This window comes from Enterococcus sp. AZ067 (genome assembly GCF_051715005.1).
GTDB lineage: Bacteria > Bacillota > Bacilli > Lactobacillales > Enterococcaceae > Enterococcus_D > Enterococcus_D casseliflavus.
On the sequence record NZ_JBIOSY010000001.1, the window covers coordinates 3,189,368 to 3,204,742 of the forward strand.

The following is a 15,375-nucleotide window of genomic DNA, read 5'->3' on the forward strand; positions in this document are numbered from 1 at the left end:
AGAAAGAAATGAACAAATGAAATGGAGATGCTTATGACTCAATTACCCACCGGCTTGACTGCAGCAGAAGTCGCCAAGAAAACCCAAGAGGGGCTGCACAATGATTATGAAACCAAAACCAGTAAATCAACTGCTGCGATCATCAAGGACAATTTACTGACGTTATTCAATTTTCTCAACCTATTGATTGGCGTTTTTTTATTTGCCGTAGGCGCCTATTCCAACATGTTCTACTTAGCGATTATTTTTGTGAATATCACCATTGGGATCAGCCAAGAATTGCACGCACGTAATTTAGTAAAAAAACTCTCACTTGTTTCACCGCAAACGGTACGAGTGATTCGAGATGGTCAAATCCATGAGATTTCAGCCAAAGAATTGGTCTTAGAAGACTCAGTCATTCTTGGTGCTGGGGACCAAATCCCTGCTGATATGACGGTGCTTTCTGGACTAGTCGAAGTCAATGAAGCGATGCTGACTGGTGAAGCCGATCTGGTTGTCAAAGAAGCAGGTGCTTCCTTACTCTCAGGAAGTTTCATCGTCAGCGGTGAAGTGACAGGAAAAGTCATTCATGTCGGTGCTGAAAACTACGCAGCGAAACTAAGCAATGAGGCGAAGGTCCACAAACCGATCCGCTCTGAGCTGCTTGCTTCGATCCGTAGTGTGTCCAAATTCACTAGCTATGTGATCGTTCCTTTAGGGGTGATCTTGTTCTTCCAAGCCTTTATGATGCGAGATGCTGGAATCAAGGAATCCGTCGTCGTTTCTGCCGCTGCCTTATTAGGAATGTTACCAAAAGGACTTGTCCTGCTGATCAGTATCGCCTTGACGACAGGTGTCATTAAATTGGCCAAAAAACGGATTTTGGTCCAAGACATGTATGCCGTTGAAACCTTAGCGCATGTCGATACCCTTTGTCTGGATAAGACGGGGACGTTGACGGAAGGCCATATGGTTCTCGAATCGATCGTTCCTCTCCAAGCCGACAGCGACCCTAACATGCTCTTAGGGAATTATTTGGCAGCCAGCACAGATAACAATTTGACGATGCAAGCATTGCGTCAAGGCTGCCCTGAGCTAACGGATCATCAGCCGATCGAAGTCGCTGCCTTTTCTTCACAGCGCAAATGGGGTGCTGTAGCTTTTGAACATCTAGGAAATGTCTATCTTGGCGCACCTGAAAAAGTCGCTGGCTCTGCTGCCTTGCCGCAAGTCAAAGAAGCGCAAGAAGCAGGTCTGCGGGTGTTGATTTTAGCTGTAGAGACCGATCCAAAAGCGCCAGCATCCTTTGACCCAAGCAATGCACAAGCGGTGGCAGTCTTGATTTTATCTGATATCATCCGCCAAAACGCTGAAGAAACCTTGGCTTACTTAGCCGATCAAGGCATCGATCTAAAGGTGATCTCTGGCGATAATCCAGTAGCTGTCGCAGCGATCGCCCATCGTGCAGGTCTTGCGAATGCCGATCAAGCCATCGATCTTTCTACCTTAACGACCGAAGCAGAAGTCCGAGAAGCTGCGACACGCTATACGGTCTTTGGTCGTGTGACCCCTGAACAAAAGAAACTGCTTGTCCAAGAATTAAAAGCCAATCAACGGACCGTTGCTATGACGGGCGATGGCGTCAATGACGTGTTGGCGCTGCGGGAAGCCGACGTTAGTATTGCGATGGCTGCTGGCGACAGTGCGGCTCGTCAAATCGCTAACTTTGTCTTATTGGATTCTGACTTTACTACGTTGCCAGATGTTTTATTTGAAGGACGCCGCGTCGTCAATAACGTCACCAAAGCGTCGGGGATCTTCTTTATCAAGACGATTTACAGCTTCTTGCTCTCTTTGGTTTGTATCCTGACATCCAGCGCCTTTCCGTTCTTGCCAATCCAAATCACATTGATCGACTTAGCAATTGAAGGCTATCCTTCTTTCTTCCTTTCCTTTGAAGAAAACAAAGCACCGATCAAGGGGCGCTACTTGCCGACGGTCTTGCTCAATGCGTTGCCAAACGCCCTGTTGGTGTTAGTCAATTACTTTGCGATCCGCTTTTTACAAACCGACTACGGTTGGTCGCAATTTGATACGACGACCTTGTTGTACTATTTGTTGATCGGGATCAGTTGTATCGCTGTGATTCGCGCTTGCTTGCCATTAAATCCATTGCGATTGTTCTTAGCGATTACCACTACCGTGGGGATCTATGTCGCCGCAATGCTTTTCCACGGATTGCTGGAAGTCGGTTTCTTGACCGCCGTAACCTTGCCTTACTTCCTTGGCATGATGGCATTGAACATCTGCCTGTACGTGGGGCTTTCTTTCCTAACGAAGCGCTTTTCAGCCAAAGTGCTCGTTAAACAATCCTAATTGATTTTACCGCATCGCTCTTTCTTGCTTTGTCCAGAAAGACGATGCTGTTTTTTTGTCCTCTCCATAGGTGCAACCATACAAGAAGAAAGAAATTTGGTATACTGAACCTGTAGGCGGTTTCAACAAGGACGGTGTTTCTTTGGAAAAGGCAACCCCCTTGTCAAACAGCCAAATTTAATCAGAAAGTGTTGGTGAAATTGGATGAAAAAAAGTATTTTACTCGTTTCTCACAGTCAGCAACTCACCGAAGGATTAAAACAGATGATCGAAGAAATGGCTGACGGCGAGTCAGTCACGATCTATTCTTTAGGCGGGACAGCAGAAGGAGAGCTGGGTTCTGACGCCACGAAAATCGTGGATGCCGTCAACGAATCCGCAGATGCTGAACTGATCTTAGTCTTTGCCGATCTAGGCAGTGCCGTTTTGAATGCCGAACTTGCTTACGACATGCTGGAACCTCAGCAACAAGAACGCTATCACCTGATCGACGCGCCGTTGGTGGAAGGTGCCTTTGCTGCAGCGATCACCGCTGGTTTCAGTGATGATTTGGCACAAATCGTTGCAGAAGCAAAAAAAGCAGCCGAGAAAGGATGGCATGAAGCATGAAAAAAATCATTAATGATCCCTCAATGATCGTAGAAGAAATGTTGGCTGGTATCGTAGGCAGTTATCCTGAACTGGTCCATCAAGTCGCCGACTCACGGGTGATCGCTAAGAATAATCAAAAAGAACAAGTCGGTCTTGTTTCTGGCGGTGGGAGCGGACATGAGCCGGCCCATGCTGGCTTTGTCGGTGATGGGATGCTTAGCGCCGCCGTTTTAGGCGATGTCTTCACCTCCCCGACCCCCGACCAGATTTTGACGGCTATCCAAGATTCTGATCAAGGACAAGGCGTCTTGCTGATCGTCAAAAACTATACTGGCGATATCTTGAACTTTGAGATGGCCAAAGATATGGCAGAAATGGAAGAGATCACGACGGAGATCGTGGTCGTGGATGATGATATCGCTGTTGAAAATAGCACCTATACTGCTGGCAAACGAGGAGTTGCCGGTACGGTCTTAGTCCACAAGATTTTAGGCGCAGCTGCTCGTAATGGTGCCAGCTTAAGCGAATTAAAAACATTGGGCGATGCCTTGGTTGCATCGATCAAAACCATTGGAGTCGCATTAAAAGCGGCAACAGTTCCTGAAGTTGGGAAACCAGGTTTTGACTTAGCCGATGATGAGATCGAGTATGGCGTGGGCATCCACGGCGAACCTGGTTACCGTCGTGAAAAACTGAAACCCTCACGTGAACTAGCACAAGAGTTGGTGGAAAAAATCTTAGCGGATTATGAAAAGACCCCAGAAAAAGTCGGTGTCTTGATCAACGGTATGGGTGGTACGCCGCAAATGGAGCTGTTCGTTTTTGCCAATGATGTCGCGAAATTACTCGCAGAAAAAGACATCCCTGTCTCCTTCCATAAAGTCGGCAATTTCATGACTTCCATCGATATGCAGGGACTTTCACTGACCTTGATCGACTTCAGCGAAACGGATCACACCGATGCGTTAAATGAAGCCGTCACAACAATAGCCTGGTAAAGGAGCGAATAGAGATGCAATTGACAATAGAAACGGTGCAAGCATGGTTAGATACCTTCACGAAAGAAATCGAAGCAAACAAAGCCTATTTGAGCGATTTAGATACACCGATCGGCGACGGAGACCATGGCAACAATATGGCACGCGGCGTAGCTGCTTATCAAGAAGCTTATGCCAAACAACAGCCAACGACGATCAGTGATACCTTTAAAGTCTTCTCGATGGCAATGATCTCAAAAGTCGGCGGCGCTTCAGGTCCCCTTTATGGTTCGGCGTTTATGAATATGACTAAAGCAACGAAGGAACTAGAAACGATCGACTCCTTTGAACAATTAGGTACGATCGTTGAAGAAGGCTTGACGGGCATCAAAATGCGGGGAAAAGCTGAGTTTGAGGATAAGACCATGATCGATGTCTGGCAACCTGTCGCAGAAGCCTTGAAAAAAGGTGAATTGACCAAAGACACGATCGAAGCAGCGAAAGAACATACCAAAGAACTCGTTGCTAAAAAAGGCCGCGCCTCTTATGTTGGTGAACGTGCCATCGGTCATATCGATCCCGGATCGGCTTCTAGTGCGATTTTGTTTGACTCACTATTAACGGTGATAGAAAAGAATTAAAAAACGCTGCTCTTACAAAGCACCGTTTAAGACAAAAGACAAACCTTATGATTACGTAAGGTTTGTCTTTTTCTTGCTTATTCCTCTTGTAAAATCGTTTGGGCAACTAGCTTCACGTATTGATCCATGCCATCTGGATTTGGATGGACCCGATCTTCATAGAACCATGATTCTTGGTCATTACTCAAATCATACCAATCGATCAAGGTCATATTGTCGTATTTTTCCGCCATGCGCTCCAACATCCGATTGACTTCATTTTGCCAACGCTGTGTCGGTACCCGCACATTGATCCAGTAGACTTTGCGATCACCGATCTCATTCATAAAGCTGTCAAATTGGGCTTCTGTAAAGGAACCATTCGTCCCTAGCCCCACAAGGACGGTATCCCGCAAAAGATTTTTTTCTTTCAAGTCTTTGATCAATTCAGGGCTCGCATACAGCTGGCGCCCAACATCCCCATCAACTACCGCTTGGGTAAAGACTTCTTTCAAGTCAGCCGTTGCATCCAGCATCACGGAATCACCAAAAGCCGTGATTTCAAGAGATTCTGCTTTTTTCACTTGAGCTGCTGTTAAATCATATTTTTCCATGATATTTTTTTCATCTTCACTCGTGCTCGCCTCATCGTCTGCTTCATTGCCTTCAGCATTCGCATTCTTTTGCGATTGCTCTGCCGCTTTTTTATTGGCCGCAATGTTGTCTTTCAACTGCTGCTGCTGGGCATCGACATAATTCGTCGGTGCGGTCACGACGCCAAACAAAGCAACGAGGGTAATCAGTAAGCTGGGCACTAACCATGGTTTTTTCCAACTAAAAATTGGTTTGCTGAACCAACCGCGGACCGTTCTGAATGTATCTTTGTACTGGAATTTACGCATTGGGTTTTCGATAAACCGATAGGACAATTCACTGATAAACAAGATCAAGAATAGTTCCACTAACGTGTGCATCAGCACGTTCTCACCGATGTTCCCAACTTTTGCTTCGTAAAAAATCATCACTGGAAATTGATACAAATAGATCCCATAACTACGCTTGCCGATATAACTGAAAATCGGATTACTCAATACCCGGTTCAAGCTGGCTCCGGGATGAGCGGTGACTGCCACAAGAATCGTACATAGGATACTGATCAAGAACATGCCACCATAATAGACAAAGGTCAAATGATCATCTAAGAAAAAGAACGCTGCGATCAGACCAGCCAAGGAAGCAAAGCCAGAGATATTCAAGACCCGTTTGGCTTTTTGCGGTATCTCTTTCTTCAAATGAGTACTTGGCCAAATGAATGCTAAGGCACTCCCCATCCAGATCGAAAAGAGCCGCGTATCCGTTCCATAATAGACCCGTGTCGGATCAGCGCCTGGTGTGTAAAGGACTGCTAACAGAATTGCCGACAAAATCGTGACTGCGGCAGTAAATTTAAAGGCGCGATGCCTCTGCTTGCCGATTTTCATCAACAAAATAAACACTAAAGGCCAAATCAGATAGTTCTGTCCCTCTACAGCCAGCGACCACAGATGGGTAAAGGGGGATTCATTACCGAACCGATCAAAATAGGATAACCCATGATTGATCTGCCACCAGTTGTTGTAATACAGCAACGAGCTAACAAAAACCCCGCGCAAATTATTCAACAGGTTTCGCTGGAACAACGTGATATATGCTGCTGAGATAAGCAGCATCACCACCATTCCTGGATAGAGCCGTTTCATCCGCCGAACATAAAAATCTTTGACTTTGATTTTGCCGTTTTGATCCCACTCTTGCCTCAGCAAGTCAGTGATTAAATAACCTGATACGACAAAGAATACTGGAACTCCTAAATACCCGCCTCGCATATGAGTAGGTAGTAAATGATATAAAATAACGCCGATGACTGCCAAGGTTCGAATGCCGTCAAACCCGGTAATATAGCGGCTTGTGCTTAAACGTTTATTCATTTTTCAACCACTTTTCTCTAATTGATCCAATTGTTTCATAAAAAAACAATTTCAGCATGAACGCTATTGATTCCATACTCTCATAATTTACCAGAAATCCCCCATATAAAGCTAGCAACATCTGCTATATTTCAAAAAAATTAATTTTTGGCGAAAAAAAAGTACTTCTATAAAGAAATACTTTTTTCAACTCCTTTTTCACAGTTCTTCTTCATAAAAGCGACCCAAAATCTGGACATTTTCTGCAATACTGACAAAGGCTTTTGGATCAGCTTCTTTCATGGCACTGCGCAGCATCGGCAGTTCAAAGCGTGTCACTACCGTCAGCAAAACCGTTTGTTTGTCATGCTTGTACGCCCCTTCGGCTTCATTGATGATGGTAATCCCTCGCCGCATATGTTTTTGGATCGTTTGAATGACTTCTTCTGGGTTGCGGGTGATGATCGTCACCTGCATTTTCTTTTGCTTCGTAAAGACCGCATCCGTCACTTTTCCACTGACAAAAATCGCGATCGCACTATACAACGCATATTGCCAGCCAAACAAGATCCCTGCGGCGAACAAAATAACAATGTTAAAGAAAATCGATATCGAGCCGATCGTCTTCCCTGTCCGTTTGCGGATGGCAATGCTGACAAAATCCAGCCCGCCGGAAGAAAGACCATTCTTCAAGGCATAGCCGATCCCCACCCCGTTGATGGCACCACCGAAAATCGCACAGATCATCGGGTCCGTCGTAACGGTTTCTTCGGGTAAAATTTGCACGAATAAGGAGGTGAGTAAAACAGTAATTCCAGTAAAAATCGTAAACTTGTGGCCGATCTTAAACCAACCTAGAAAAAATAATGGCACATTCAACAATAATAGCGCAAGGGATAAGGGGATATAAAACCCGATCCATTCTCTTGAGATCGTAGTAATGATCTGAGCGACACCGGTAATGCCGCTGGAATAAATATTGCCCGGCTGATAGAAAAAATTGACCGCAATCGATGCCAGCAGTGCGTACACGATCGAGAATGAAAGTTTGTTGGCATATTCCGGATGAGGGAGCCATTTAAACAGAGGAGTCATTGCATTTCATAGCCTCACTTTTTTGATTTGCCTTTATTATACTTCAGCACATAAAAAAAGAAACGAGCAATGAAAGAAATGGGTGAATTCTCATGAACTTTTTTCATTCATTCACCAATTTCTATTTCATCACTCATTTCATCATGGGTTTAACGCTTATTCGTTTTCTTCAACCGTTGTTACATCAATGCTCAAGTCAAACAGTTGCATTGGCGAAACGGTACTTGGCGCTTGTGACATTGGATCAGCCGCTTTCCCATTTTTAGGGAAGGCAATGACTTCGCGAATGTTTTCTTCACCAGCCAAGAGCATCACTAACCGGTCTAACCCAAGGGCGATGCCACCATGTGGTGGGAAACCATAATCCAAAGCATCCAATAAGAAGCCAAATTGATTTTGCATCTCGCGACGTGAGAAGCCCAGCGCTTCAAACATTTGCTCTTGCACTTCCCGTGTATGGATACGCAATGATCCGCCACCTAGCTCGTAACCGTTTAGCACGATATCGTAGGCTTGCGCATAGACTTTTGAAGGGTCTGTCGTTAACAACGGCAGATCGCTTTCTTTTGGCAATGTGAATGGATGGTGAGCAGAAACGTAGCGGCCTGCTTCTTCATCGTATTCAAATTGCGGCCAATCAGTGACCCATAGGAAGTTGAATTTGCTCTCGTCGATCAAGCCTAATTCTTTTCCTAATTTATTACGGATCGCCCCCAATGTTGCTGAAACGATCGCAAAGGAATCGGCACCAAACATCAGAATATCGCCAACTTCCGCATTGGCTGCTGCAATGATCGCGTCGGTTGCTTCCGTCAAGAATTTAGCGATCGGTCCTTTCAATCCATCTTCTTCAACTTTGACCCATGCCAATCCTTTGGCACCAAATTGGCCAGCGTAATGGCCTAGATTGTCCATGTCTTTTCTGGAGTATTTGTCTGCAGCCCCTTTGGCATTCAAGACTTTCACAACGCCGCCTTTTTCAAGAGCCATTTGGAAGACTTTAAAATCAACGTCTTTCACAACTTCTGATAAGTCGATAAGCTCCATGTCAAACCGTGTATCTGGTTTGTCACTGCCGTAGCGTCCCATTGCCTCATCATAGGTCATCCGTGGGAATGGCAAGGTAACTTCGATGCCTTTGACTTCTCGCATCACTTTTGCCAATAGCTCTTCCGTATAGGTTTGGATTTCTTCTGCCGTCAAGAAAGAGGTTTCGATATCGACTTGGGTAAATTCTGGTTGACGGTCGCCCCGCAAATCTTCGTCACGGAAGCAACGTACGATTTGATAGTAGCGATCGAAGCCGGCGCCCATCAATAACTGTTTAAAAATTTGTGGTGATTGCGGCAACGCATAGAAATGACCTGGATAGATCCGTGAAGGAACCAAATAATCCCGCGCGCCCTCTGGTGTTGATTTTCCTAGATAAGGTGTTTCGATATCCAAGAACTCGTTCGTGTCTAAGAAATTGCGGATCGCTTGCGTCGTTTTCGCCCGCATCACGATGTTGTTCGTCATTTTTGGACGACGCAAGTCTAAATAACGGTATTTCATGCGAATCTCATCGCCAACGGTTTGATCATCTTCAATCAAAAAGGCTGGTGTTTTTGCAGTGTTTAAAATCGTGATTTCGCTGATCATCACTTCATAGGCACCTGTCACCATTTTCGGATTGATGGCTTCTGGTGCACGATTGATGACTTGACCTGTTACTTCTAACACATATTCACTGCGGCATTTGTCCGCGATTTCCCAGGCTTCTTTCGAAACCTCAGGATTGAAGACGATTTGCACGATCCCTTCTCGGTCGCGCAAGTCAATAAAGATCACGCCCCCTAAGTCACGGCGCTTTTGCACCCAGCCTTTTAGAGTCACTGTCTGGTTTAAATGGGTCTCATTTACTAACCCGCAATATACTGTACGTTTTGTCATTCTTTTTCTCCTCACTCAAACATTTTGGTTGTCATTTCATCGTAGATCTCATCGAAGCGGGCATAAAGATCCGCTAACGGAAATTGTTTTTCTTCACGGCTTGCCATGGATTTGATATTGATCACTTGTTCTGCTAATTCTGTTTCGCCTAGAGTCAGAACCAACCGTGCCCCTTGCTTATCAGCAGATTTGAACTGGGCTTTGGCTTTACGATCCATGAAATCACGATCGGCAGAAAAACCGAAATTACGAATCGCTTGCACGACTTTCAGCGTTTCTAAATTGGTTTCTTGTCCCAAACCAACCACATACGCATCTAACTCATTCAAAGCAGGAATCACAACTTCTTCAGCTTCCATAGTGATCAATAAACGTTCGATCCCCAAAGCAAAACCAAAACCAGGTGTTTCTGGTCCGCCTAGCTCTTCCACTAAATGATTGTAACGACCGCCGGCACAGATGGTGGCTTGCGCCCCCATTTTTGGTGCCTCACTCATGATCTCAAAAATCGTGTGGGTATAATAATCCAGACCGCGCACCATATTTGAATCGACCTCATAAGGGATCTCCAACGCATCCAGCATACTCGTTACGGTTTCAAAATGTGCCTTGGCATCTGGTGTTAAGTAGTCTAGGATCGATGGTGCATCCGCCACGAATTTTTGGTCACGCTTATCTTTACTGTCAAGGACCCGCAAAGGATTTTCATGCAAGCGGCGTTTTGAATCCTCACTAAGCTCCGCTTCATGGGGCGCTAGATAATCGATCAACGCTTGCCGATAGTTTTGGCGTGTTTCTTTGTCGCCTAATGAATTGATGACCAAGCGCAATTGACTCAGTCCTAATTGACGATAAAAATCCATTGCCATCGCCATTGTCTCAACATCGGTCGCTGGATTTGCTGAACCGAAAACTTCGACACCGATTTGGTGGAATTGACGCAAACGGCCTTTTTGCGGACGTTCATAACGGAACATTGGTCCCATGTAAAACACTTTATAAGGCTTCGTATGTTCTGGTCCGAATAGTTTGTTTTCGACATAAGAACGAGCGATCGGTGCGGTGCCTTCTGGACGCAACGTCACATGACGCTCTCCTTTATCGTAGAAATCATACATTTCTTTTGAAACGATATCCGTTGTGTCCCCGACACTGCGGGCGATCACTTCAAAGTGCTCAAAAATCGGTGTCCGAATTTCGTTGAATTGATAATCGCGAAACACTAAGCGTGCTGTTTCTTCCACAAATTGCCATTTTTCGGATTCTCCTGGCAAAATATCGTTGGTTCCTTTTGGACGTTGGTAACTCATCGTATGCATCCTCCTATTTGTTTCATGGTTGCCCATGTTCTTTGCTTTCATTGCTTGTTTGCTTATTCACCTATTGCTTGTTGCTCATTGATGTGGGTGGGTTGTTCTCGTGTTTGACTTTTGGGTTATTGCGCTCTTTGTCGTTGGTTGCTGGTCATCATTTCGTTGGCTTCGACTGCAATTGAACGAAGCAAAAAATGCCAAGTACAGCTTTCATGTCTCACTTCTTACGCCAGTCATAGTGATTCCTAGTTCGGTTACTACGCTCCCTACGTCGCCTAGTACTGTTCATCATCTATTCTGTCTTGCTCCGCAAGCCAATCCCAGTGATTCCTAGTTTGGTTATTACGCTCCCTACGGTCGCCTAGTACTCTTCATCATCTATTCTGTCTTGCTCCGCAAGCCAATCATAGTGATTCCTAGTTCGGTTACTACGCTCCCTGCACTCGCCTAGTACTGTTCATCATCTATTCTGGCTTGCTCCGCAAGCCAATCATAGTGATTCACAGCAAAAAACTCGCCCTTGTTTTTTTATACAAGGGCGAGTTTTGATTACACGCGGTACCACCTAAATTCGAGAAATATTCTTCTCCTTCGCTCGATTAACGCTCGGTCACGGAACAGCTTTTCTTCTGTTCATCTCCAGATTGTCTTTCCTTTACACGTCCTAAACTGCTTTCAGCCGGGGCAGTTTTCTCTTTTAAGGAATAGAATAAAGTACTCGATCCTTCACTGATTTTTGATATTATCTATAAACTACAAGAAAGCTATGAAAAAGTCAAGGTGTTTCACTGTCTTTTTCACTCCGCTGCTCTCTAGTAGCATTTTCTCAAGTGGTCAACAGAAAGAAGCTCTCCTTCTGTTTGCTTTTCTTCCTTTTTGCGTTATGCTGAATAACGAAGGTTTTGTTTCTATGAAAGGAGCTGTTTTTATGTCTTTATATTCAGGCTATATCCGTCAACCACACTACTATGAGACCGATCAAATGGCGATCATCCATCACGCCAATTATATCCGCTGGTTTGAAGAGGCCCGCGTGGAATTGCTGGCGTTTTTGGATTTACCGTATCATACGATCGAAGAAGCTGGCTTGATCGTTCCCGTGCTGGAAGTCAGTGCGCAATACAAAACGATGATTCGTTACGAAGATGAGGTGCGAATCGATGTTTTGGTCGACAAATATACGGGCACGCGTTTGGATTTTCGCTATGAGATCTACAAAACTAGCGATGGTCAGTTGGCTACGACGGGGACTTCAAAGCATTGTTTTTTAGCAAAAGAGACCAATCGCATCGTGCAGTTGAAGCGTAGTTTTCCTGAAATCCATCAACGATTTGCTGATTATGCTGCCCTGTCAGGGGAATAATCAATTCTGATCACTCATTTAAGTCAAAATCCTTGCTTTTTGAAACGGCTTTCGTATAATCAAAAGTAATTTCAGGGAAGGATGATGGCGATGTACGTGATTAAAGTTTTGCATGGTTACATTGGCAAAGATGGTCGTCGCACTCGTGAAAAAATTCCAGACAAGTTATGGGTCTTTGAAGATCGGAAGCAGTCCGAAGCATTTGCAGATAAAATTGGTGGTCGCGTCAAACCGTTAACTGAAGTCAAACAGCATACGTAAAGAAATAAGCCGTTATCGTCTTTTGCGCATAGACGATAGCGGCTTATCTTTTTTACTGCGAAACAGGATTAGTCATCCAATTCGGTTTCTAGTACTTCACCTGTTTGGGCATTGATTTTCACATCTGTTTGTTTGTTGCCATCTTCTACTTTGACTTCCCAATAGGTTACATTCATTTCTTTGTCTAATGACCAATCTGTTGCTTGACCGCCGCCAGCTTCTTTCACGGCGATATCAGAAATTTCTTCCAATGAAAGCAAGTTGGTTAGGTCCAATTGATCGGCATCTTTTTTGACACCGTTTTGTTCATCGGTATCCAATTTTTCCGTTCTTTCTTCAGAAGTTTCTTTGGTTTCTGCATCGATCTTTAATTCAAACTCATTCGTGTCACCCACCCCTTCTACTTGGTAGAAGTAATTGCCAAAAGAAGTATCCAAATCAATCGAAGTGATCGCTGCATCTGGGTATTTGTCTTGGAATATTTGGATCGCTTCTTCTACGGTCACCGTAGGTAAGCCGCCATTGGCGATCGCTGCACTGCTTGAAGAGCTGTCTGTTGCTTGTGACGACGTTGTTTCACTCGATGAGGCAACTGCTGTGCTTGAGCTGCTGTTTTGCGCAGGTTCTGAATTTCCCGTGTTGTTTTGTGTACATCCTGCCAATAATCCTAATGCGGCAATTCCGAATAAAATAGTTGTTTTTTTCATGTTTCATTCCTCCAATTGTTTGTGTATTCCTTTTTTCTATATATTTAGAATAACAAGTTCCTCATGAAAAAGAATCAAAAATGCTTGAAGAAAATCTAAAAAAATCTTCATCTTTCTCTTTCATTTGGAAAGGCAAGTTTAAAGATACTGCCTTGCGGTTGATTGTCTATCACGGTGATTTTGGCATGATATTTGTCTGCCAGCTGTTTTACCAGTGAAAGCCCAATGCCTGAACCGGCAATCTGGCTAGAACGAGAATCTTCTACCCGATAGAACCGTTCAAAAATCAAGGCTTTCTTGTCATCGGGAATCCCAATGCCAAAATCGGCGACGGTTAAAGACAACTGCCTTTGCTCTTGTGTCAAGGTCACATGAATCGGCTGATCAACAGGCGAATACTTCGCGGCATTTTCTAACAGGTTTTGGATGATTTGCTGGAAGTCACGTTTATGCCCACGTTTCATACATTGGTTCTCCACAAAATATTCAATCGATTGCGGAACGATCGTCGCTTGTTTTTCACACTCTTCTCGGACGATCTGAGAAACATCAACGAGGGTCATTTCATCTTGGGATTGATTTTTTTCTAGGTCCAGCAATTGATTGCTCAATGTTTCCAAACGCTTCGACTCTTTGTCGATAAACGCCATTGAGGAAGGAATGACTTCGGGATGTTTGGTTCCACGCCGCTGGATCAATTGGACATGTCCGCGAATCGCAGCTAAAGGTGTTCGCAGCTCATGGGAAGCATCGGCAACGAACCGTTTTTCCCGCTCAATCGTCTCTCGCTGTTCTTTCAATAATTTATTGAAAGCCAATGCCACCGAACGAATCTCGATGGGCTCTTCAGAAACCGTCAGTTCTCCTGTTCGGCTTTGTTCAATGGCAGCAATTTCTTGCGCCATGCCGGTAAGTTTCTGACTCCATTTCCCGACACTCCAATAAATCAGCAGACTGCCCACGACAACAGCGATCAGATTCAAGAAACTGCTGATCATAAAGAGGCCATAGGCTAATTCCACACTATCCTCCCCATTGATAGCGATCGTCACCTGATCCCCATCGACTTCTTGGGTTTTCGTGTAATAGATGCCCTCCTCTGTAAAAACGATGTCTTCGAGAAAAGGAATCACTCGCCCTTGATTGATACCGGCAAAAATCTCTTCCGCATCTTCTGATGAAACGACACTGCCATCGGCTAAGATCACTTGCAGGGCGTCTTCTTCATCTGCCGAGACATAGGCATTGACGAGAAAGTCCCAGGCATCCCCTGATGCCTCACCTTTTTCGATGGCTTCAAGGATGTTGCTGGCACGATTTTCGATATGTTCAAACAAATAACCTACGGATAATAAAATAAACAGCAGATTGAAGAGAATCAGCAGACCAAAGAGAATCAAGGAAAAGCGGCTCGTCAATTGAAATTGGGCTGTTTTTCTACGTTGGTTGGCTGATTTATTCTTCATGATCGGTCCTCAAGACATAGCCTAATCCACGAACGGTTGCGATCATTTTGCCTTTGCCGCAAACATCCAGCTTGTTCCGCAGTGTGCGGATATAGACATCTACAACATTCGTTTGGCCGTCGTATTCATAGCCCCAAATCTCATTCAATAGGTCATCTCTCGTTTTGACGACCTCAGGTTCTTTCATCAATTCATATAAAATGCCAAACTCTTTTGGCGTCAACTCAATGGTTTCACCGGCAACCTGAACTAAGTGCTTGGCGATGTCCATCATCAGCTCCCCCGCCACTAATTGGTTTTGCTGGTTCTTTTGTTGTTTGGCTTCTCGTTGCAACCGCCGCTCGATCACCCGAATTCTGGCAAACAGTTCTTCGATTTCAAAAGGTTTCGTTAAATAATCATCTAATCCGACATCAAGCCCCGTCACCACATCGGCGGTTTGATTTCTGGCGGTCATCATCAAAATCGGGATGTCGCTTTCTTTACGTATCCGCCGCGCCACTGTGATGCCGTCATAGATTGGCAGCATCCAATCCAATAAAATCAGATCAAAAGCATTTGCTTGCTGATTGAACAAGGTCAATGCCTCTTGCCCATCTTTGGCCCAGACCGTGTCATATCCCTCAAAAGTCAATTCGGTCTGAATAAAACTGGCTAAACTTTCTTCGTCTTCTACTAGCAAGATCTTCAAGGCCATATGCGCTCCTCCTCCTGTTTTGCTTCTATCATAACGGATTTTTTCGAAA

General features: G+C 44.7%; 14 protein-coding genes and 1 other annotated feature. Of the genes, 7 read left to right on the forward strand and 7 right to left on the reverse strand.

Going from position 1 to position 15,375, the window contains the following annotated elements; translation table 11 throughout:
• Positions 1-33: 33 nt before the first annotated feature.
• From IGI82_RS15115 to dhaL, 4 genes are all read left to right on the forward strand, one after another.
• Entirely contained in the window at positions 34-2,358 is a 2,325-nt protein-coding gene (locus IGI82_RS15115; protein ID WP_438842433.1) for an HAD-IC family P-type ATPase, read from the forward strand.
• Between the two features lie 204 nt (positions 2,359-2,562).
• Positions 2,563-2,967: a dihydroxyacetone kinase phosphoryl donor subunit DhaM gene (gene dhaM / locus IGI82_RS15120; RefSeq protein WP_005228160.1), complete on the forward strand. Its 405-nt coding sequence runs from the start codon at positions 2,563-2,565 to the stop codon at positions 2,965-2,967.
• Positions 2,964-3,947: a dihydroxyacetone kinase subunit DhaK gene (gene dhaK / locus IGI82_RS15125; RefSeq protein WP_010750002.1), complete on the forward strand. Its 984-nt coding sequence runs from the start codon at positions 2,964-2,966 to the stop codon at positions 3,945-3,947. The genes dhaM and dhaK overlap by 4 nt, the downstream gene beginning before the upstream one ends.
• A 14-nt stretch (positions 3,948-3,961) precedes the next feature.
• Positions 3,962-4,567 (forward strand): dihydroxyacetone kinase subunit DhaL, encoded by a 606-nt coding sequence (gene dhaL, locus IGI82_RS15130; RefSeq protein WP_438842434.1) that lies wholly within the window; start codon positions 3,962-3,964, stop codon positions 4,565-4,567.
• Positions 4,568-4,644: 77 nt separating this feature from the next.
• Here dhaL and IGI82_RS15135 read toward each other — a convergent pair whose 3' ends face one another.
• The 4 genes from IGI82_RS15135 to hisS all read right to left on the reverse strand — a co-directional run bounded on the left by IGI82_RS15135 (position 4,645) and on the right by hisS (position 10,829).
• Positions 4,645-6,513 (reverse strand): acyltransferase family protein, encoded by a 1,869-nt coding sequence (locus IGI82_RS15135; RefSeq protein WP_074536791.1) that lies wholly within the window; start codon positions 6,511-6,513, stop codon positions 4,645-4,647.
• Positions 6,514-6,711: 198 nt separating this feature from the next.
• A complete protein-coding gene (locus IGI82_RS15140; RefSeq protein WP_005233887.1) occupies positions 6,712-7,587 on the reverse strand; it encodes a YitT family protein in 876 nt (291 codons plus the stop codon).
• 156 nt (positions 7,588-7,743) lie between these two features.
• Positions 7,744-9,519 carry an aspartate--tRNA ligase gene (gene aspS / locus IGI82_RS15145; protein WP_438842435.1) on the reverse strand — a complete coding sequence of 592 codons (1,776 nt, stop codon included), beginning with the start codon at positions 9,517-9,519 and terminating at the stop codon, positions 7,744-7,746.
• A gap of 11 nt (positions 9,520-9,530) precedes the next feature.
• A complete protein-coding gene (gene hisS / locus IGI82_RS15150) occupies positions 9,531-10,829 on the reverse strand; it encodes a histidine--tRNA ligase (RefSeq protein WP_115232797.1) in 1,299 nt (432 codons plus the stop codon).
• A 109-nt stretch (positions 10,830-10,938) separates the two neighbouring features.
• Here hisS and IGI82_RS15155 point away from each other — a divergent pair, with 109 nt between their 5' ends.
• From IGI82_RS15155 to IGI82_RS15165, 3 genes are all read left to right on the forward strand, one after another.
• A complete protein-coding gene (locus IGI82_RS15155) occupies positions 10,939-11,166 on the forward strand; it encodes a hypothetical protein (protein WP_438842436.1) in 228 nt (75 codons plus the stop codon).
• Positions 11,167-11,363: 197 nt separating this feature from the next.
• Positions 11,364-11,571, reverse strand: a binding site (T-box leader).
• Positions 11,572-11,760: 189 nt separating this feature from the next.
• Positions 11,761-12,195 (forward strand): acyl-CoA thioesterase, encoded by a 435-nt coding sequence (locus IGI82_RS15160; protein WP_008379539.1) that lies wholly within the window; start codon positions 11,761-11,763, stop codon positions 12,193-12,195.
• Between the two features lie 90 nt (positions 12,196-12,285).
• Entirely contained in the window at positions 12,286-12,456 is a 171-nt protein-coding gene (locus IGI82_RS15165) for a hypothetical protein (RefSeq protein ID WP_008379536.1), read from the forward strand.
• 68 nt (positions 12,457-12,524) lie between these two features.
• On the opposite strand, the gene IGI82_RS15170 is transcribed toward IGI82_RS15165, so the two are convergent.
• The 3 genes from IGI82_RS15170 to IGI82_RS15180 all read right to left on the reverse strand — a co-directional run bounded on the left by IGI82_RS15170 (position 12,525) and on the right by IGI82_RS15180 (position 15,326).
• Complete coding sequence (locus tag IGI82_RS15170; protein ID WP_438842437.1) at positions 12,525-13,163, reverse strand: PepSY domain-containing protein; 639 nt, start codon at positions 13,161-13,163, stop codon at positions 12,525-12,527.
• 107 nt (positions 13,164-13,270) lie between these two features.
• Positions 13,271-14,629, reverse strand: coding sequence for a sensor histidine kinase (locus tag IGI82_RS15175; RefSeq protein WP_438842438.1), 1,359 nt, complete (start codon positions 14,627-14,629; stop codon positions 13,271-13,273).
• The gene (locus tag IGI82_RS15180; RefSeq protein ID WP_008379528.1) at positions 14,619-15,326 is read right to left on the reverse strand and encodes a response regulator transcription factor; all 708 of its coding nucleotides are present in this window, start codon (positions 15,324-15,326) and stop codon (positions 14,619-14,621) included. Before IGI82_RS15180 ends, IGI82_RS15175 begins: the two co-directional genes overlap by 11 nt.
• Positions 15,327-15,375: the final 49 nt, after the last annotated feature.

Coding starts and splice junctions, on each gene's coding strand:
- IGI82_RS15115 (WP_438842433.1), top strand. CDS start 34: ATGACTCAATTACCCACCGGCTTGACTGCAGCAGAAGTCGCCAAGAAA.
- dhaM (WP_005228160.1), top strand. CDS start 2,563: ATGAAAAAAAGTATTTTACTCGTTTCTCACAGTCAGCAACTCACCGAA.
- dhaK (WP_010750002.1), top strand. CDS start 2,964: ATGAAAAAAATCATTAATGATCCCTCAATGATCGTAGAAGAAATGTTG.
- dhaL (WP_438842434.1), top strand. CDS start 3,962: ATGCAATTGACAATAGAAACGGTGCAAGCATGGTTAGATACCTTCACG.
- IGI82_RS15135 (WP_074536791.1), bottom strand. CDS start 6,513: ATGAATAAACGTTTAAGCACAAGCCGCTATATTACCGGGTTTGACGGC.
- IGI82_RS15140 (WP_005233887.1), bottom strand. CDS start 7,587: ATGACTCCTCTGTTTAAATGGCTCCCTCATCCGGAATATGCCAACAAA.
- aspS (WP_438842435.1), bottom strand. CDS start 9,519: ATGACAAAACGTACAGTATATTGCGGGTTAGTAAATGAGACCCATTTA.
- hisS (WP_115232797.1), bottom strand. CDS start 10,829: ATGAGTTACCAACGTCCAAAAGGAACCAACGATATTTTGCCAGGAGAA.
- IGI82_RS15160 (WP_008379539.1), top strand. CDS start 11,761: ATGTCTTTATATTCAGGCTATATCCGTCAACCACACTACTATGAGACC.
- IGI82_RS15165 (WP_008379536.1), top strand. CDS start 12,286: ATGTACGTGATTAAAGTTTTGCATGGTTACATTGGCAAAGATGGTCGT.
- IGI82_RS15170 (WP_438842437.1), bottom strand. CDS start 13,163: ATGAAAAAAACAACTATTTTATTCGGAATTGCCGCATTAGGATTATTG.
- IGI82_RS15175 (WP_438842438.1), bottom strand. CDS start 14,629: ATGAAGAATAAATCAGCCAACCAACGTAGAAAAACAGCCCAATTTCAA.
- IGI82_RS15180 (WP_008379528.1), bottom strand. CDS start 15,326: ATGGCCTTGAAGATCTTGCTAGTAGAAGACGAAGAAAGTTTAGCCAGT.